Source organism: Prochlorococcus sp. MIT2308 (assembly GCF_059772345.1).
In genome coordinates this window covers 356,038-375,306 of record NZ_CM186283.1, presented here as the reverse complement: position 1 = coordinate 375,306, position 19,269 = coordinate 356,038, and the positions used below count along the sequence as shown (strand labels likewise).

Annotated in this window: 19 protein-coding genes and 1 pseudogene; 9 read left to right on the top strand and 11 right to left on the bottom strand. The window is 31.6% G+C overall.

The genetic code is table 11. The features are described 5' to 3' along the window. Window positions 1–24 precede the first annotated feature (24 nt). Genes dapB through AC6EIW_RS01960 form a run of 4 tightly spaced genes read left to right on the top strand, consistent with a single transcriptional unit; the run spans window position 25 to window position 2,902 of the window. Window positions 25–873 carry a 4-hydroxy-tetrahydrodipicolinate reductase gene (gene dapB, locus AC6EIW_RS01975; protein ID WP_498520947.1) on the top strand — a complete coding sequence of 283 codons (849 nt, stop codon included), beginning with the start codon at window positions 25–27 and terminating at the stop codon, window positions 871–873. A 12-nt stretch (window positions 874–885) separates the two neighbouring features. Beyond that, window positions 886–1,533 (top strand): DUF8619 family protein, encoded by a 648-nt coding sequence (locus AC6EIW_RS01970; protein WP_498520946.1) that lies wholly within the window; start codon window positions 886–888, stop codon window positions 1,531–1,533. Between the two features lie 32 nt (window positions 1,534–1,565). Further along, a complete protein-coding gene (locus AC6EIW_RS01965; RefSeq protein ID WP_498520945.1) occupies window positions 1,566–2,678 on the top strand; it encodes an FAD-dependent monooxygenase in 1,113 nt (370 codons plus the stop codon). Window positions 2,679–2,692: 14 nt separating this feature from the next. Beyond that, on the top strand, window positions 2,693–2,902 hold the full coding sequence (locus AC6EIW_RS01960) for a DUF2949 domain-containing protein (RefSeq protein ID WP_498520944.1): 210 nt from the start codon (window positions 2,693–2,695) through the stop codon (window positions 2,900–2,902). A gap of 2 nt (window positions 2,903–2,904) precedes the next feature. On the opposite strand, the pseudogene AC6EIW_RS01955 reads toward AC6EIW_RS01960, so the two are convergent. Then, window positions 2,905–3,415: pseudogene (locus tag AC6EIW_RS01955) on the bottom strand (adenine phosphoribosyltransferase). An 81-nt stretch (window positions 3,416–3,496) separates the two neighbouring features. Between AC6EIW_RS01955 and AC6EIW_RS01950 the strand changes: the two are divergent. The 4 genes from AC6EIW_RS01950 to AC6EIW_RS01935 all read left to right on the top strand — a co-directional run bounded on the left by AC6EIW_RS01950 (window position 3,497) and on the right by AC6EIW_RS01935 (window position 5,909). Next, window positions 3,497–4,084 carry a DUF3038 domain-containing protein gene (locus AC6EIW_RS01950; protein WP_498520943.1) on the top strand — a complete coding sequence of 196 codons (588 nt, stop codon included), beginning with the start codon at window positions 3,497–3,499 and terminating at the stop codon, window positions 4,082–4,084. 9 nt (window positions 4,085–4,093) lie between these two features. Then, a complete protein-coding gene (locus AC6EIW_RS01945; RefSeq protein ID WP_498520942.1) occupies window positions 4,094–4,702 on the top strand; it encodes a DUF4335 domain-containing protein in 609 nt (202 codons plus the stop codon). 195 nt (window positions 4,703–4,897) lie between these two features. Beyond that, a complete protein-coding gene (locus AC6EIW_RS01940; protein ID WP_498520941.1) occupies window positions 4,898–5,548 on the top strand; it encodes an SAM-dependent methyltransferase in 651 nt (216 codons plus the stop codon). Window positions 5,549–5,600: 52 nt separating this feature from the next. After that, on the top strand, window positions 5,601–5,909 hold the full coding sequence (locus AC6EIW_RS01935; protein ID WP_498520940.1) for a TlpA family protein disulfide reductase: 309 nt from the start codon (window positions 5,601–5,603) through the stop codon (window positions 5,907–5,909). A 7-nt stretch (window positions 5,910–5,916) separates the two neighbouring features. Here the strand turns inward: AC6EIW_RS01935 and AC6EIW_RS01930 are convergent, their stop codons facing one another. The 3 genes from AC6EIW_RS01930 to AC6EIW_RS01920 all read right to left on the bottom strand — a co-directional run bounded on the left by AC6EIW_RS01930 (window position 5,917) and on the right by AC6EIW_RS01920 (window position 10,406). Next, complete coding sequence (locus tag AC6EIW_RS01930; RefSeq protein WP_498520939.1) at window positions 5,917–6,165, bottom strand: hypothetical protein; 249 nt, start codon at window positions 6,163–6,165, stop codon at window positions 5,917–5,919. A gap of 32 nt (window positions 6,166–6,197) precedes the next feature. Then, complete coding sequence (gene mfd / locus AC6EIW_RS01925; protein ID WP_498520938.1) at window positions 6,198–9,701, bottom strand: transcription-repair coupling factor; 3,504 nt, start codon at window positions 9,699–9,701, stop codon at window positions 6,198–6,200. Window positions 9,702–9,773: 72 nt separating this feature from the next. After that, window positions 9,774–10,406 (bottom strand): hypothetical protein, encoded by a 633-nt coding sequence (locus AC6EIW_RS01920; protein ID WP_498520937.1) that lies wholly within the window; start codon window positions 10,404–10,406, stop codon window positions 9,774–9,776. A gap of 113 nt (window positions 10,407–10,519) precedes the next feature. Here AC6EIW_RS01920 and AC6EIW_RS01915 point away from each other — a divergent pair, with 113 nt between their 5' ends. Continuing rightward, complete coding sequence (locus AC6EIW_RS01915; RefSeq protein ID WP_498520936.1) at window positions 10,520–11,242, top strand: TerC family protein; 723 nt, start codon at window positions 10,520–10,522, stop codon at window positions 11,240–11,242. Here AC6EIW_RS01915 and fmt read toward each other — a convergent pair. From fmt to AC6EIW_RS01880, 7 genes are all read right to left on the bottom strand, one after another. Beyond that, window positions 11,239–12,249 carry a methionyl-tRNA formyltransferase gene (gene fmt, locus AC6EIW_RS01910; protein WP_498520935.1) on the bottom strand — a complete coding sequence of 337 codons (1,011 nt, stop codon included), beginning with the start codon at window positions 12,247–12,249 and terminating at the stop codon, window positions 11,239–11,241. The genes AC6EIW_RS01915 and fmt overlap by 4 nt on opposite strands. Beyond that, the gene (locus AC6EIW_RS01905; RefSeq protein WP_498520934.1) at window positions 12,246–13,634 is read right to left on the bottom strand and encodes a TldD/PmbA family protein; all 1,389 of its coding nucleotides are present in this window, start codon (window positions 13,632–13,634) and stop codon (window positions 12,246–12,248) included. Before AC6EIW_RS01905 ends, fmt begins: the two co-directional genes overlap by 4 nt. Window position 13,635: 1 nt before the next feature. Next, entirely contained in the window at window positions 13,636–15,045 is a 1,410-nt protein-coding gene (locus tag AC6EIW_RS01900; RefSeq protein ID WP_498521599.1) for a TldD/PmbA family protein, read from the bottom strand. Between the two features lie 167 nt (window positions 15,046–15,212). Next, window positions 15,213–15,692 carry a DUF2996 domain-containing protein gene (locus tag AC6EIW_RS01895; RefSeq protein ID WP_498520933.1) on the bottom strand — a complete coding sequence of 160 codons (480 nt, stop codon included), beginning with the start codon at window positions 15,690–15,692 and terminating at the stop codon, window positions 15,213–15,215. A gap of 69 nt (window positions 15,693–15,761) precedes the next feature. After that, window positions 15,762–16,304, bottom strand: a complete 543-nt coding sequence (locus AC6EIW_RS01890; RefSeq protein ID WP_498520932.1) for a hypothetical protein — start codon at window positions 16,302–16,304, stop codon at window positions 15,762–15,764. Further along, window positions 16,301–16,909, bottom strand: coding sequence for a flavin prenyltransferase UbiX (locus AC6EIW_RS01885; protein ID WP_498520931.1), 609 nt, complete (start codon window positions 16,907–16,909; stop codon window positions 16,301–16,303). The genes AC6EIW_RS01890 and AC6EIW_RS01885 overlap by 4 nt, the downstream gene beginning before the upstream one ends. 5 nt (window positions 16,910–16,914) lie before the next feature. Then, on the bottom strand, window positions 16,915–19,212 hold the full coding sequence (locus AC6EIW_RS01880) for an RNB domain-containing ribonuclease (RefSeq protein ID WP_498520930.1): 2,298 nt from the start codon (window positions 19,210–19,212) through the stop codon (window positions 16,915–16,917). Window positions 19,213–19,269: the final 57 nt, after the last annotated feature.

Sequence of the window (19,269 nt, the reverse complement as noted above, 5' to 3'; positions counted from 1 at the left end):
ATATGATTGTAAAAAAAAAATCCAATGAGTTCTGCTAATCAATCAATACCAGTTTTAGTCGCAGGAGCTTTAGGTCGAATGGGATCTGAAGTTATAAAAGCAATTAATTCATCCAATGATTATCAACTTGTTGGAGCAATTGATACTCAGAAGGATAAAGAGGGTCAAGACATAGGTTCATTAATAGGTTTGGGGCCATTGGATGTTTTTCTTTCAAGCGATTTTGAAGGCTCATTATGTGCTGCTAGTCAAAACTTCCCAAACGATAATTCAAATAAAGCCGCCGTATTAGTCGATTTCACTCATCCAAAAGTTGCCTATAAGCACACCCGTACATCCATTGCTTATGGAGTCCATCCTGTAATTGGTACAACAGGGATAACACCAGATCAATTAGATGATCTTTCTAAATTTGCAGAAAAAGCATCTCTGGGTTCAGCAATTGTTCCAAACTTCTCAGTTGGTATGGTTTTACTTCAGCAAGCAGCAGCAGCGGCTGCTCGTTTTTATGAGTTCGCGGAACTTACCGAAATGCATCACAACAAAAAGGCTGATGCTCCAAGCGGAACCTGCATAAAAACAGCTGAATTGATAGAGGAGCAAAGATCAACATTTAACAAATCTTTGGTAGATGAAGAAGAATCTCTCGAAGGATCTCGAGGCGGATCCCGTCCTAGTGGTTTGAGACTTCACTCGGTTCGATTACCTGGACTTGTTGCTCATCAACAAGTCATGTTTGGATCCAATGGGGAGACTTATGAGTTAGCTCACAATACTATTGATCGATCTGCTTACATGCCTGGAGTGCTATTAGTCGTCAAAAAAATCAGATCATTCAATAAATTAGTTTATGGACTAGAGAAAATACTTTAGTTATTAATACAAATGTTATTTCCAATTAAGCAAAATGAAATAAATAAATTGATCCCCTCTGTAGCAACAGGGAAACAATTTAATTCAGCCTTGGGTAATCCCCAGAAAATTTTTCAAAGGATTATGATTTCCGCCATTGGAGGTGTAATTACTTTGCTCATTAGCCAAAGTCAAGTAACTAGTCAGTTTTACTCTTTATGGTTGGTACTAGGTGTTGTCTTTCTTTTGTACATATTGTGGGGACCAATACTTGAAGCTAGTAGAAAAAATTCTAAGTTTAAAAGTTTCTCATTCTCAGCTTTAGTTGATGGTTACATTTCTGATGTTTATGTAGAGGATAGGGTCGAACTTGAACAAGAACAAGCAAATAAAGATGGTAGGTTAGAGGTGTTAAAGAAAAAAAGAAAATGGGTGGTTTTGGATATAGAGGATGAAGATGGATTTATAGGTAATATAAGTTTTCCATTTCAAAATAAGTTCAATATACTAACTAAAGGAATGAGAATTAACTGTGTAGTTTTTAGTAATAGAAAAGACTTCGATAGGATTCAAGCAATAAGCGATGCCTGGTGCCCAGAAATTAATCTATGGGTTGGTACTTATCCATTTCTTCTCAGACCTGCATTTGAGGAATTTGTTAATATGAGAATTTTTAACTAATTTTAAATTGTAATAACTGATATAATAAAAATATGAATATAGCAATTATAGGTTCCGGATTAACTGGATCACTAGCAGCAATATCATTAGCAAATGCTGGCTGTAGAGTTGATCTTTATGAAAGATTGTCTGATGATGAACTTGTAAATAGAGATAGAACATACGCGATAACACATTCCTCTAGAAAAATACTATTAAGTCTTGGAATATGGACTCATCTGCAGTCTCATCTAGTCCCTTTTCAATATCTAAATGTTATTGATTATGAATTAAATAAAAAGGTCCAATTTCTAGTAAATGATTTAGATATATATAATCAAAAATATTCAGCTGTAGGATGGGTTGCAGAACACAAAAATCTGATGTTATCAATATTAGATTTTATATCAAAGATTGATAATATTAATAAAATTCCTACATCGGTTATACCTAATACAAATAATTACGATTTAATCGTTGCAGCAGATGGATCAAATTCAGCTATTAAAAAAAAGTTTAAAACTCCATCCTTTAATCATAATTATGATCAAATTTGTATTACTGCTAGGGTTTTATTAAGAGGAGCTAAGTCTAATGAAGCATTTGAAATATTAAACTCAGAAGGCCCATTTGCTGTTTTACCTCTTGGAGGGGACTTATTTCAAATCATATGTAGTCAATCAATAGCAAAAGGTACACTTAATAAGAGTTTATCTAAATCATTATTTTTAGATTATATATCTACAATTCTTCCTTATGGTATTGAGCCAGACACAATAATTGACGAGCTAGGTTATTTTCCTATAAAGTTTGTCTTTAACTATTCATTTTTCTCAGGTAAATATATTTATGTAGGAGAATCTGCACATAAAGTTCACCCTGTAGGTGGCCAAGGGTTAAATCTATGCTGGAGAGATGTTAAGTGCCTCTCAGATATCGTGTCGATACCTTTTTTTAAAAATAATTATTCTTTTATTCCTTTTTTATACTCAATTTCTAGGTTTCTTGATGTATTCATAATTTCTATATTGACAGATAGCTTAGTAAGATATTCAAGGAGTAATGTTAATATCTTTTTTATAGCAAGGAAATTAATTTTTTTGTTTTTAAGAAAATCAAGTTTAATCAGAAAGCAAGTACTTAATCTAATGACAAATGGATTATAATCATCATACATAAAATGATTAATTTTAATAATGAGATTAATCCAGCTTCTGATGAGCTTTGCAACTTTATAATTAATAAACTTGGGATAAGCAAGAGTGCATTGGAACTAGGACTGAAAAGATCTTCTATTAATAATGCTCCACTACCTATTGTTATGTGGAGTTATGGTCTAATCACAATTTCTCAACTTAAGTTGATACTTTTGTGGTTAAACAATAATTAATACTAGATTATACTTTCAATTAGCAAATTAGAATCTAAATTATACCAACCTCTAAGTTCAATAAGTTAAACAAGAAAAGCATATCTAATCAAATCGCCTCCTGCCTTGCTTATAAATTTACCTGCTGCATTTGCAGTTCATCCTGTCACAAGTAAATCATCAATTACAATAATTCTACTATCTTTTTCAAATGATTTTTCTGGATTTCTAATCTATCTTTACCATACTCAAGCTGATAATTAGCACTCAATACCTTACCTGGTAGCTTATTAGCTTTTCTTATAGGAATAAATCCAACCTTTTCTGTAAATGCTAAAGCATATGCTGAAATAAATCCTCTTGATTCAATCCCAGCTATAAAATCTGGTTTAATAGAAGATATCGCCTTTTGTAAAGGCAACATTACTTTATACCATATCTTTGGATGTTTATTTATTGGGTTTATATCTTTGAAGACTATTCCATCTTTTGGAAAATCTTTATTTCATTTATATATTCTTTCAATTTGTCTATGGTTTGAAATTATTCTTGTTCGATTTTTTCAAACTAACAACAAAGCTAGCCAATCAACAATCTCCTGTCATTATTTAAAGTATGAAGAAATCCAATTTAAATTCTACGCATGTCAATAATGGCTCAAAGCATAAAGATAAATCTATTGGTGACCCTTTTTTTAATTGCGTGCTCGCAAGCGATGCATCAAGAAAAGTTGATTTTTTGATTTTGGTTATTGAGACACTTCAAATCAATGCAACTGATTCCCTTTTACTAAAGGCCAAAAATATTGGCTTGTCAGATGATTTCTCGAATAGAGTTCAATTTTGGAAAATGAGATGCACCAATCCTCTAAGGAATACATATACATATTCATCTCTATCTTCTGAGCAAATTGATTCCCTTGTTGAACTTATATCTTCTATGGCAGAAAATCTCTACCCCATTATTAGGCAATTACTTTCTTCAAAAGAGCCAAAGACACTTAATCAAGAGCGTTGGTCTTTATTTAATTCACGTCTTAAGTCACTTATTCGTGAAAGGATGAATGTAAAACGTAGCTATATTGCATCATTGTTAAATGAAGATAAAAATGACCTTTTCCGAGAGTTATTAGTCATACTCTCATTGTCCTGTGGAAAAGGAGGAGCTAATCGTTTGAAAGCCTCTTTGTATCAACAATCATAGAATTTATAAATGATTAATTTGTCTTATAGATTTGATCAAAACTCTTCATCCCTTAAAATATCGGGAATGCCCGATGTATCAAATGGTGACTCGGAAAATACAATCGGAATTTTATCTTCATGGTCATTGAAAATCATAGGATCACCTTTACTTGAGGGAGAAAAGGAACATCTTGATAACTTAATGCAAGTAATATTTCTATACTCAAGATCTTATATCTCTGGTATTAGAAAAACATTTGTCTCTAAAAAAAACATTATCACAATATCTCCATTCGGTATGAGTCATAAATTACTACTTAAAAGTACAAAAGAAGGAGTGAATCCTCTAGAGATTATTTTAGATGACTCTGAATTATCTGACCTAACAAGATGCTTAGATCTTTTAAGATTTGATTCTAGGTTTAGTATTCAATGGGATATTAATCAGGAATTGCCCTTTAGCAAAAAATATATTTCTAATAACTTATCAAATTCTAATACAAATATCAACTTTCTATTTTCAATCATTATATTTTTATTTTCTTGTTCCATACTAGTATATGTCCCAACAAATGATAAGTATGAGATAATAGAAACAACTAAAACCGATCAATCCTTATCAAAACAAAATGAGTAAGACATTTACAGTTTATTTCTAATTATCCTTTTTCATTCTTTTTATGGTACTTCATGACTAAATATATTAAATTTCTTGTATTAATTAATTATTATTTAGATATTTTTTTAACATTGCCATTTTATAAATACTTATTAGCCTATTAATATTCACCGAAAGAATAAAAGTTAGCTAATATAAAAAAAATTTAAAGTAATGAAGCTTTCCTTTAATGATAGAGAGAAAATTGATAATAGTGATGATCAAATCTTTTATCACCAGCCTAGATATGTTCATCACCTTAGCAATTCATTTAGAACTAGACTTACAACCATTTACTCAGAATATCTTCTTAGTCATCACGTAATTTTAGATTTAATGAGTAGTTGGGTTAGTCATTTACCATTAAAAATGAGATATAAAAAAGTTATTGGTCATGGAATGAATGAAGATGAATTGCGTTCAAATAACCGACTTGATAAATTCTGGGTACAAAATTTAAATAAATCACAAAACATGCCAATCGAAGATTCATCAATTGATGCTGGATTAATTGTTGCGGGTTGGCAATATCTTCAATATCCTGAAAAAGTTTCATTAGAACTATCAAGGATAATTAAATCTGATTCATTATTGATAATATCATTCACCAATCGTGCTTTCTGGTCCAAAGCTCCAAATATATGGACATATTCTTCTGAGGAAAATAGAATTGAATACATAAAGAGTGTTCTTACTGATAACGGCTGGAGAGTCGATAAAATATATAATGAAAAGACCTATGAAGATAAGCTGTTTGGGTTTTATTCAGCAGAAGGTGATCCTTTCTTTTCAATTATTGCAAGAAACAATAAGACTAATAACTGAACTAGTTGTTATTAATATGTATGTTTAGTATTAGATCAATATAAATTTTGTTATGTCCTTTTCCCTAATTAAATTTAGTTCCGAAGATTGCGGAACCTGTCACAGGATGAGTTTCTTCGATTCTAAAGTTGCAAATGAATTAGGTATTGAATTTATTAGCGTAAAACTTCAAGATACAGTGGTTTACAGAAAATATAGGCCAATATTATTAAAACAATATCCTACAAAAGAAGGTATGGGATGGCCAACTTATTTGCTAGTTAATGATCCTGAGGGGGAATTCGAAATAATTGGTGAGCTAAAGGGTGGAATTCCTAAAGGTGATTTTAGAGAAAAACTTTCAAACCTGATATCTAAATGAATTTTCGCTAATTAACTGGTTGCATTAATCCACCACTTCCTGAGTCGGAATCATCATCATCGTTCCCTGTGTCAACAGTTAAAAGCGTATATACCCCAATAGCAATGAGACTAATCATTCCACTAAAAAGACTTAGTCCGTATTGGTTAGTACTAATATCTATTACTTCACCCAAGGTAAAAATACTCAAATTTTGGTGACTATAGCAATATTTTCCTTTGAAAGCGTTTTTATCAACCAATTGAAAGATTGACATGCCTAATAACGTGGAATTGATTTAAGAATTTATTAACTATTTATTTGGGAGTTCATTAATTTTAGCCATTCACTCAATTGGTCTAGAAGTTTATCGCTATCCAATATACCCAGACCTCTTATAGTAACTGTCGAGCACCTATCACCTTTTTTATAGATAAATCTTCCGTGAAGATGACTAGCTAATCCATTCCTAAGCACCTTAAAAGCTGGCTCATCCATCATTGTTTCAAGCACAAGATTTGGTTTAGACAACTTAATTCTCGAAAAACCACACTTTTTAGCGATTATTTTTAACTTCATAACTTCAATTAATGATTCAACAGCCTTTGGTAATGCACCATATCTATCAATCAAGTTGCTAGCAAAATGAAGTAAGGCTTCATTGGTTTCACACTGTGTAGCTAACCTATAAGCGTTTATTTTTTCGTCTGGATCTGTTATCCAATCACCAGGGATAAAAGCCGTAACTGGTAAATCAATTTGTGTGTCGTCAACTGTAGGTATATCTTGTCCTTGAATTTCAGCGATTGTTTCCTGCAATAATTCCATATACAAATCGAAACCTATTGTTTCCATTTGCCCGCTTTGCTCAATACCTAAAATATTTCCAACGCCTCTTATTTCCATATCCCTCATTGCTAATTGATAACCGCTTCCTAAGTCACTAAATTCTTTTATGGCCTTCAAGCGCTGTCTTGAAGTTTCATTTAATTTTTCATTGCTTGGGTAAAACAACCATGCGTGTGCTTGTATACCACTACGGCCTACTCTTCCTCTTAATTGATAAAGTTGTGATAGGCCAAATTTATGTGAATCCTCAATCAAAATAGTATTAACTCTAGGAATATCTAATCCACTTTCAACAATTGTTGTACATAGCAAAATATCAGCCTCTCCAGCATTAAAAGCAAGCATTGAATTCTCTAATGCTCCTTCTTCCATTTGACCGTGAGCTATCAATAATTTCACATTTGGAATCATTAGTTTTAATTTTTCTGCTACATCATCTATATTTTTTATTCGAGGAACTATATAAAATATCTGACCACCTCTATCAATCTCTTGTGATATTGCGCTTCTAATTATTTCATTATCGAGTGGTGCTAAATGAGTTTTAATTGGTCTCCGTAATGGTGGTGGTGTTGTAATTAAACTCATTTCCCGTACACCAGAAAGACTCATATAGAGCGTTCGAGGTATTGGGGTTGCCGATAGAGTTAATACATCAACGCTTTTTTTTAACTCTTTGATTTTTTCCTTATGATTAACACCGAATCTTTGTTCTTCATCGATAACGAGAAGACCTAGGTCCTTATAAACTAATTTTTTATTTAAGAGCTGATGTGTCCCAACAACAGCATCAATTTGTCCATTTTTTAATCCATTTATTATTTGCTTTCTTTCACTAATAGTTTTAAATCTATTTAATAGTGAAACTCTTATTGGATAAGGTGCAAATCGATCAGATATAGTTCTCCAATGTTGTTGAGATAATACAGTTGTAGGGGCTAGCAAAGCTATTTGTTTGCCTGAAGTAATAGCTTTAAATATTGCTCTTATTGCTACCTCTGTCTTACCAAATCCAACATCTCCACAGACTAATCTATCCATTGGCTTTTCAGCTTCCATGTCAGCTTTTACTTGTGCTGTTGCTTTTGCCTGATCTGGTGTTAACGCGTATGGGAATGAATCTTCTAATTCACTTTGCCAAGGAGCATCGCTAGGAAACTTAAACCCTTTTTCTTTACTTCTTTCTGCATATAACTTAATTAAATCAAGAGCAACCTTTTTAACAGATCTCTTTGCTTTTTCCTTGATTTTATTCCAATTTGCGCCACCTAGTTTACTGATAGTAGGAGTCTTTGAATTTGAATTTCTATATCTACATAAACTACCAAGTTGATCTGCTGCTACGCTTAATTTCCCATCCATATATTTTATTACCAAATAATCTCTTGACTCACCATTAATGCTTAACTTCTGTATTTTTTGAAATAAGCCTATACCATGGTTTCTATGAACGACATAATCACCAGGGTTCATCTTATTCGGATCGATTTTTTTACTTTGAGATTGTTTCCTTCTACGCACATATCCAGTACTTGAAAAATTATTTTGACCAAAAAATTCCTTATCAGTTAATAAAGCGATTTTCCATGCTGGGAGATAAAATCCCTCTATTTCGCCTTCATTATTATTTTTAATTGCTACAGGTATATTGTCTTTTAAAATGCCGTTAATACCATTAATATCATTATTATTAGCTATAAATTTTGAGATACATTCATGTTCCTCTAGAAGAGAAACTGCACGGCTTGGCTGTGCTGAAATTATCCAAACTGAATATTTATTTTTGATGAAATCATTTAATGATAAACTTATTTTTCCATATTGATTTGGTAACCATTTATGGGTTTTGCTTGAAATATTAAATACATTGCTTTTAGAGTTAGTATCTTCCAAGTCTGTTAAATCAATTCCTTTATAATTATTAAGAGATTCAAAAATTTGATTAAGATCTTTATGAAGGTTTGGTTTAAATATATTATTTATTGATTTTAAACTTTCTAAACCATTAACTTCTTCATTATAACTATCTTCAACTATTTTTATCCAGGCATTTCCATGAGTTAAACATTGTAGCCTTTCTTCAACAATAATAAATGGATTTTCGTCTAAGTAATCTAGTAATGATGATGGATTTTCAAATGCTACACCTAGATATTTTCTTGCAGAAAGTAATTTTTTTGAATTGACTAACTCAGAATACTCATCATCATGAAAAAGTGTTGATATGACATTATCATTTATGGAAATAAGTTTGTTTATAATTAGTGGTTCAAAACCTGTTGGAGTAATACAAATATTATCAATTTTATCTAATGATCTTTGTGATATTGGATCAAATTCTTTAATCTTATCTACTTGGTCACCAAACAACTCCAATCTAATTGGTAATTCACTACTAACTGGATAAATATCAATTATATCTCCACGTCTTGCCCAAGTTCCTTCTTGATCAATATTATTAGTCTTAATATATCCAGACTCACTTAGTCTAGTAGATAAATTACTTAGCGTTATTTCATCTCCTATTTTTAATTTAATACACATAGATTTAAGATATTCATATGGAGGAAGATGTGGTTGTAACGATCTTTCTGTAGCAATTATTGCGATATTCTCATGTTCTTTTAATTCAAATATATCGCTAATAACTTGTAATTGACCCCATATTATCTCTGATGTTACTTGTATTGAATCATATGGAGAAGCTTCACTCGTGGGATATAAGCATGTTTTAGTCCAGCCACAATCTTTAACTAATGGGTACCATCTAGTTGCGTCTTCTAAAGTTGGTACAATTACTAATAATACTTTTGCATCTTTTTTAGCAAGTGAACTAGTGATTAAGGCTTTTGCTGTTCTCGAGGCTCCGGTTAATATTAATCTATCTTTTCTATTTGTTCGTTCAATTAACTCATTTGTTAATGGATGATTTTCTAAAAAACTAGTAATTGACTCTAAAGACACTATTTCTCTTTTACATATATCTTCAAGATTACCTTAACATTTAATCTGTCGTGTTGAGAAGGGCTAATAATTTTAAGATTGATTTCTAATTGATTTTAGCTTTTCGACAAATGATAATAATTGTTCTTCATTTAGTTCTTTTCTAGTTGAAACATTAAATTCCCTTAGTAAATATTCTCTTCCCTGTATATGATCCCACGACAAGTCTCTAAGTATATTGTCAGATTCTCTTATTAAAGTATTAATATTGTCTGCAACAAATTGAGTCTGAGTGGGTTTATCTAACTTCTTTAATAGATTAAGATACTTTACAATATCATTATAATTTGTTATTTTGCCCCGGTTGTTATAACCAAAGGTTTTCTCTAGAAAATTAATTTCATCATCTCTAGACCATTTTAGGCGTACAATTTCTGCATCTATCGCTGTTAGTTCATCACTCCAATCACTTGGTTCTTTAGAGATATTTGTTTTTTCAATTTTATTACTATTAGGCAATTCTACTCTCAATGGAGTGTTAATTAGATCTTCATTGATATTCTTTAATCCTTGCTCATTAGTTGTCTTTTTATTTAACCTCTTATGTAACCTAGAGATTGCTTTGTCTTCTGCATCCTCTACTGTTAAGCCCTCAGCCAGTGCACTCCCTAGATTTTGATCATTGACCCAACCAGATACTTTAACAATGACTTTAATCTCAGACACGTGACATAGTTTTGATTCAATTCTCATGACCTTTTTGAAATAGCACTAATTAGAAACATTAGAGTTAACATATATCAAACAGACAGTGCTAATAGCTCTTTTTTTGTAATTTAATGGATTCAGCATCTCTTAGATCCTTAACTCCCTTACTTGATGGTATCGATAGATGGGTAGAACTAGCTCCCCTTTTGCCAATTATAATTTCATTAGAGCTTGTGCTTTCTGCTGATAATGCAGTGGCTCTAGCCTCTATAACTAAGAATTTGAATAATATTGAACTTCAAAAAAAAGCACTGAATATTGGGATCTTTATTGCTTTATTATTAAGAATAATTGTAATCCTAACTGCACAATTCTTTTTAAATTTTTGGCCAGTTAAGTTAGTGGGTGGTATATATTTAATATCACTATCTTTATCGAAATTTATTACTATAAATAATAATATCTCAATTAGTAATGAAATAGATAATAATCCCAAATCTATAAGTTCATTATTTAGGGTTATACTTTTATTGGCTGCAACAGATTTGGCATTTTCAATAGACAGTATTACGGCAGCCGTAGCAATAAGCGATCAATTTCTTTTGGTTATTACTGGAGCAATTATTGGAGTTATAGCACTACGGTTTACATCAGGATTGTTTATAAAGTGGCTAGAAATATATATTAATTTAGAAAAAGCTGGTTATATTGCAGTTGGCATTATTGGACTAAAGTTAATTATTCAATTGATTTTATACAAATTAGTCATACCTGAATATTTATTCTTTTTAGTGATGTTATGCGTTTTCCTTTGGGGTTTTTCAAATAAAGAGATTAAAATCGATAATCTTTAGTTTCCTAATATAGTTTTAACTCTTAGGTCAGCCTGAATTGATAAAGTATAGCTATCTGTAGCCCTCTTCCCTTCCAGTTGAGCATAAGTTACTTGGATTGCATAATCATTAGCCATTATCTTTAGTCCATTTTGTTTGTTTATCATAATAATTTCTCCAGGTATATTATTTACCATTGATTCATTATCTGTATTGTTAAAATCAAATTTTTTTTCATTATGAAAAACATTGTTTGCACTTAGTATTTTAATTCTTTTACCATTGTGAAGTGTGTAAGCGTTGGGATATAATCCATTTATTTTCTTTATTATTGTTCTAGCATTTTGATTCCAATCTATTAAGTAATCTTCTTTTTCAATTTGTCTTGCATAAGTAGGATTTAAATTTAATTGTGATTGATCAATAGCGTTTAATTCTTCTAGAATTGTTGATTTGTTTAAACAATTTAATAGAGTTAGCTTTCTTAGAAATTTTACTAATAACTGTGATGAAATTTCGGATAGTTTATTAGTAAGTATTTCAAGATTATCTAAATCATTTATAACCGTGGCCTGCTGTTCAACAATCGGACCTGTGTCTAACCCCTCTTCCATTAACATAATACATATACCTGTCTTTTTATAATCATTTAGAATACTCCACTGAATTGGAGCTGCGCCTCTCAACAAAGGTAATAAGGAGGCGTGACTATTCCAACAACCAAGTTTAGGAATATCTAAAATTTCTTTTGGAAGAATCTGACCAAAAGCTACAACAATATAAATATCTGCTTTCAAACCTATGAGTATGTCCCTTGTATTTTGATCTTTTCTTATGGATGTTGTTGACAGAACACGTATACCTAAATCTATTGCTGTTTGTTTTACTGGAGACGGTATTAATTTTTTTCCGCGTCCACGCTTTCTATCTGGTTGTGTAACTACAGCAATAACTTCGTATCCAGCATTTACTATATTTATTAAATTTTCGGCAGCATATTTAGGTGTTCCCCAAAAAACTATCTTCACGCTTCGCCGGTTATTGACATGTTTTCAACCCAAACATGGGGGCTGATCCCTTGATGGGTAACGATCTGTTCATTTTCAATTTTCACGATGCTCTTTAGAACTTTTAAGATATCACCTGCAATAGTTGCAGCTTCAATGGATGTCTTCTTACCATCATTAACAATCCAACCATCAAAAGGTAAAGAGAATGAACCCTGACTAGCTTTTACTCCAGAATGTATCGCCGATAGTTCATCAATTAATACATATTCTTTGAGTGTATTTTTAACACTTAGAGTTTCATCTTTATCAATTGAATTTTGACTTTTGCTTACAACTAACCAATCTGGAGAAACCGATACCTTAGCTCCTAAACCTGCATGCCCTGTGGGTTTAACACCAAATTTTCTTGCTGTTGCTTCTGAATGAAGTAAGTTAGTTAGTACACCATCAGTTACTAAGTTAATGTTTTGTGTGGGAGTTCCTTCGCCATCAAAGCTAAATGCTCCTACGTTTTCAGGATGAAGGCCCTCGTCGCTTATATTTAAATTAGAGACGGAGATTTTATTACCTATTGAATCTTCACCCATTAAACTAAGTCCATCAATAATTGATCTTGCATTAAACATTGAACTAAACGCACTGATTAATTGAAGAAAGGCATCAGGAGTAAAACAAATCAGATACTTATTTGTCACTATGGGTTTATATTTCAAATGACTAATTAACTTTTCTGATGTTTCACTAATACAAGAATCTATATCAAGTTCTTCTAAATTAGAATTAATTCTGATACCACCCGCACTTCTTGGCTTTTTGTTTCTCTCCTCGGCCTTTGCATATAAATATATAGAAGATTGTGTTAGTTTCATATGCCTTCTAGCTCCCTCACTATTAATATATATTCTTTCCATATAAGTTTCATTTAATCCGTTATATGGAACAGAATTTATTGAATTATGAGTATCGATTAATTGTTTTTCTGCATTTTTAAGGATTTTAAGTAAGTGGTCAATTGAATGAGAATTCGATACTTTTTGTTCAATTTCATTTAATTCTGTTTGTGCTAATGGAGAGAATTCTGGAGATTCTTTTTCGTTACCGAAAAGGCTAGCTTCAATGGCACCTTTCATGGCTTTTTTTATGCCTTCACTCGTCAAGTCAGAAGTGCTTGTAATACCAACCTGATTATTTTTATTCCATACTCTCAATGTCATTGAGTTTCGTTGAGAGCCTTTTAGCTGTTTTGCATTACCTTGCTGAACTTGCACAGAAATATCTCTACTTAATGATGCTCCCAAATCCCATTTTTCTATTACTGTGTTTTGAATGTATTCTTTTAAAATATTATTTAGTAGTTGAGGATTTAATTCAGATCTTTGTTGATTAGTAAGTGATTCAGTCATTTTAGCGCCCTCCCACTGTTATTGAATCAACTTTTATATGAGGTTGCCCTACAGTAACGTTGACACTTCCGCTTACAGATCCACAAAAACCTGCTGCAAGATCAAGGTCATTAGCACACATTGAAATTCTTGGAAGTATCTCTTTTGCCTCACCAATTAAAGTGGCGCCCTTAACAGGTTGGTCAAGCTTTCCATCCTTTATTAAATAACCTTCCTCAACTGAGAAGTTGAATTGACCAGTTGGACCAACACTACCTCCACCCATAGACTTACAATAAAGTCCATTATCAACACTTTTAATTAGTTCTTCAGGAGAATAATTGCCTTCTTTAATGTAAGTATTTCTCATACGACTTGCAGCAGCAAACGAAAAATTTTGTCTCCGACCACTACCAGTTCTAGGATGACCAGTCCTTAGAGAACCAGCTCTATCAGAAAGGAATTGTTTTAATATTCCATTTTCAATTAGTAATGTATTTTGAGGTTCCATGCCTTCATCATCCATAGATATTGAACCAAACGCATGATTTGAAAGTCCTTCGTCTACTGCACTTACTGCCTCGTGAGCAATTAGTTTGTTTATTGAGTCATGAAAAGGTGATGTACCTCTCTCAAGCTGAGTCGTTTCAAGAAGATGACCACAAGCTTCATGGAATATGACACCTCCAAATTTATTTGCAAGGACAACAGGCATTTGACCTGCCTCAACGTATCCAGCATAGAGCATTTTCTGAGCACTCTCGTTTAGTTCATTGGCACTTTGATCGATATTCCAATTTCTTAGATCATCAGGATTACCAGAGCTACCATACCTTCTGGAAGAAGTCGATCTATTTTTATCTTGTTGTGCGATTACGTTCATACCAACGGTTTGATGAAGCCGAATATCCCTGGCAAAAACACCATCAGAGGCAGCAACGAGAACTTCTTGCCAATTTCTTGAGTAACTAGCTCTTCTCACCTGTAGATTTTTATTTCTATGAGAGAGAATTTTAGTAGCTTGCAAAAGTTTATGAGTTGATTCCTTGAGCCCTGGTGAATGAGTTAACCAATCATTCTTTTTTGCCCCAAAATCCTTAAAATCTGCTAAGCCATCGAAACTACGGTTAGTTATTGATCCAGAGACTAGACCTAGCATCCCTAAAGCTTGATTTAAAGCAAAGAGAAGACCAGCTTTGGATAAATCATTAGTACTAACAAAACCATCTTTTTTTCCTAGAAAAACCCTAATACCAGCTCCAATTCCAAATGATGGGCTTACATTAGAAATCTCATCTTGTTCGGCTAGTAGCGAAAGATTGTCTGATTTTTCAAGAAATATTTCTATCAGGTCAGCTCCCGCTGATTTTCCTAGAGATAATAAATCTTCTATTTCTGGTTTTAATGTTGCCTCAAATGTATGAAATAACAAATTTGCATCTTGCTTAGTTAGTAATGAGTTAGTCAATTTTTTTTTTCTTATTATGGCATTTGATTGGCTTAACCGTGTATTTGAAGATTACATAGAAATATTTTTTTTTATTTATTGATCGAAGCTATAAAATAAATTAAGAGTAAATGATATTAACGAGCAAATATTCAGTTCGCGCCGATCCATTTTTGACCATTTAATCTTTGAAGTACTCTAGAAATTAATAATGGTAATGTAGTCTTCTTTTCATCAATCAGAAAAGATTCAACAACGCTTGGATCTGAATTTGATTCTGCTAATAATATAGTCTTATCTGAGGTTAATATTTCTTTATTAAAACAAAGCCAAAATCTTCTTTGTTCCGATATTTCACAAAAAACCATCCAACAATTACCTCCTACGACTGGTCGACTACCTTGTATTAGTTTCAAATCTATTACTGATACACCTTTATTTTCTATAGATGACTTTAAACCAGGAATTAAATGATTATTTATAAACTCATCAAAGGGTTTATCCTCAAGTTTAGGAGGTTTAACTGGTTTTTTCGGAATTGATGATGCTTCTATATTCGATGCCGATGCTGATACCGCATTAGTTACTTCTTTTATGGATTCAATTTTTTGGACTTGTTTGTTGTTTTCCATAACTTTATATTAGCAAAAATCTTAAGATGATTGAAGAGTTATTATTGTTTAAAAATATTTTTGTTTTATCTACCAGCTTGAAAATGAATTATCGTTCCAGTCAGAGAAGTTTTTAGTACCTGGATTATAAGATTCACTTTTCTCATCCCGATCAAAGTTTGATTCTTCATAGTCATTATCAGTATCAGATTTAACTCTATTATGTTTATCAACAGTATCATATCTTTCTATTTTACCAATCACTCTGAATTGAGCATTTACTGTAGGTGACGGATCATTCATATCTCTTTCAATTAAGGTTTTTTCATCAGATTTTTTGAAATATGAATCACTATATTGACTTCTATCGTCGTTAGAATTTTGATACTTATACTCTAATGATTTATTCTTAATAGATTTATTGATATTTGCTAGACTAGTTGTGAATAGATATGAAATTATAAATCCAATTCCTGTCGAGGCTGCAAGATATGTTCCTAAAGAGTATGAAGGAGTATTCCAAATAAGTATTCTTAATTTTGTGTTTTCTTTCTGATTACTATTATATAAAAAAAATATTAATACTAAGGTTGATAGAAATGGTATAGTTTTAGTAAATAATTTTAATTTCATTTATTTGGACCATTCCATCTTTTTATATAATTTAAGTCCTCACCAAGAGAATCAAACAATCTAACCACAATAAAATCTATTAAATCATCAATAGTTTGTGGATTTGTATACCATGCTGGAATTGGTGGCACAATTAATGCACCTGCAGTAGCTAAACGTTTTATATTTTCAATATGAATTAAATTTAATGGAGATTCTCTTGGAGAAATAATTAAAGGTCTGTTTTCCTTTAAATGAACATCGGCACATCTCTCAATTAAATCTAAAGAAAAACCAGAAGCAATTCTACCCAATGTTCCCATTGAACACGGGACAATTACCATCCCCTTTGTCTTGTGACTTCCGCTTGCAATTGAGGCTGAATGGTCATTCCATCTATAACATCTCAACTTTCCTGATTTAACACTAAATAGATTTCTCCAATAATCAGATTGAGCTTTTGGTTCTACTGGAATATTAATGTTACGTTCACTTTTAGCAACTTCATATGCGCCTTTACTGAGTATTAAATCTACAGAGCGATTATTTTCTAATAATAATTGAATTGAGCGCTCCCCTATTTGCATAGCAGAAGCTCCTGTGATTGCAATTACAATACTATTCATTAATTTTAATTTTCAGATTCAGAAAAAACACTGATTTCATTTTTATTAATTGACTGGATATCTTTGGCCTTAACAAGCTCTAAGTCAATTTGATTTTTTAGTATATCTACTTTCAAAACCCTGATATTTACTTTTTGGCCAAGTTGATATGTCTTTTTGCTCTTTCTTCCGACTAAAAGGTTTTGTCTAGATCTATATTCATACCAATCGTCACCAAGAGTACTAACGTGTACTAAACCTTCTGCTGTTAAATCTTCTATTTCAGCAAAAAAACCATAACTTTGTACTCCGGTTATTATCGCCTCTACCTCTTTACCGACAATTCTCTGGGCTTCTCTACCTTGGGCAATTGAAATAAGATTATTTCTAAATGTTTTAGATTTTTTTCTGGTTTCATTTAAATTATGAATTAAACGTATATCTGAATAATTATTAATATTTTCACTAATTTTAGATGATAAAACATCCCAATTTAAATCTTTCCAACTATCTTTTTTCCCTAACTCAATGATATCCTTACTTCTACTTGATGCTTTATTTTTACCATCATTTAAAAGTGAAGTTAATATAAATTGATTAAATATATTCCAATAATTTAATGTTGGGCAGCACCAAGGAGATTCAATATTAATTGTTGTAATCTCAGAATCTAAACCACTTGTTTCTATATTAGAATTAGGTTTGTAAAGTTTTAAATGAATTCCTGGAATTATATGTTTAAGAAGCTTATGAAGGATCTTCTTCTCAGAACTAGATTCGAAGGATTTTATCAATTCTGATGTTGTAACTGAACCATCAATATTAACGTCTATATTATTATCTAAAGCTAGTGCAGATTTAGTTAGTTCGTTAATAGCGGATGAATCAATTTCCTCACGCTCTTTGTAAATAAATGGTAACTTATATCCTAATAGATGCTTGGCCAAAATATTATTAGAGAGCCTAATATATATATCAATAATTGATTGGGGGTCAATGCAATTATATGTTCTAGACCATCCGTGAAAGTCTCTTCCAGGAAATGCTTTATGTAATTCATTTAGTCTTTCTAAATGAGGAATTTTTTCGTCTAATTTGATGGATGAGTGGTTATTTGAATTAATTTGTTTTGATGTATGTAAAATTGTATAGATAACCTCTAGATTGTCTTTAATGTTTTTAAGTGCAATTGGAATTGACTTGGATGTCGCTTTTCTATTAGCAATAGTCTTTAGGTGTTTTGTCGTAATAGTTTTTATTGGCTTAATAATACTGGTGCTAAATTTCCAATCAATTACATGCCCATCACTATTAATATCAACCATTAAAGAAATAGCTTCATTTACCTCATTAAGTTTGAATTTTGAGGCTGACCTTAAAGACTCATTTAGAAAATCAAGCCAATTATTTCCTAAACAAATAATTTCTCCTTTATCTTTAAGAAATTGATCTAGTTTTCCACCTAAATTAATCCTTTCGGAAACTGTAGGAGAATGAATCCAAATTCTATTACCCCCTTCATTTGGCTGCGCAAATATAGCTGGTAATGATGGAGAGTTCTCAGATTCCCAACTTTCAAATAATAATGAAGGTTGAGTAGTTAGGTCTTCTCTACCTTTTATGGGAATTTTCTTAGGAGCTATTTTTGGTGGACTTATTTTTCTAGATATGTTGTTTTTTGAAAGTAATAATTCTATGTCACCTTCTACACCGGCATTTATAGGTAATTCTCTAATTATTGATCCTTTTGCATTAAATTGAGCTATTGGATATTTTATTATATTTATTTCATAAATATAATCTTTACTTGGCTCCCTTTTTTCTTTTTCATTTTCTAACTCAATAATAACTGGAATCCTATCGTCTAAAGGGAAAGCCCTTAAGTCCCCAGTAGATTTATCTAATTCTATCTTTGCAAGCAAAGTATCATTATATCTATTTAATATACATTGGATAGAACCTTCAGGTGCTCTTCTTTTTACACCTTGTTTTGTAATTGATACAATAACAGAATCACCATGCCAGGCATTATTCAAGTTAGCTTCTCTGATGTAAATATCTTCACCTTGATCTTCTCTAACAACAAAACAATACCCCTTACTGCTACAGCGGACTCTCCCTTTTATCAAGCCAATATCACTATTAACCGTTAGCTTATCATCACTAATAAATTCGACTATACCTAGCTTTGAAAGAGCCTTGATTGCTATCTGTAATTTATCTCTATCAGGTTTCTTGGTAAGCTTTAAAGACTTTTCTAACTTAGATACTTCTAATCCACCTTCTCTATCAAGACTGTCTAATATTTGTAAAACTGATGTCATAATAGGATGGCTAATTAATTAATTAAACTTTATTTAGGTCTTTAAAGTAAAAGACTT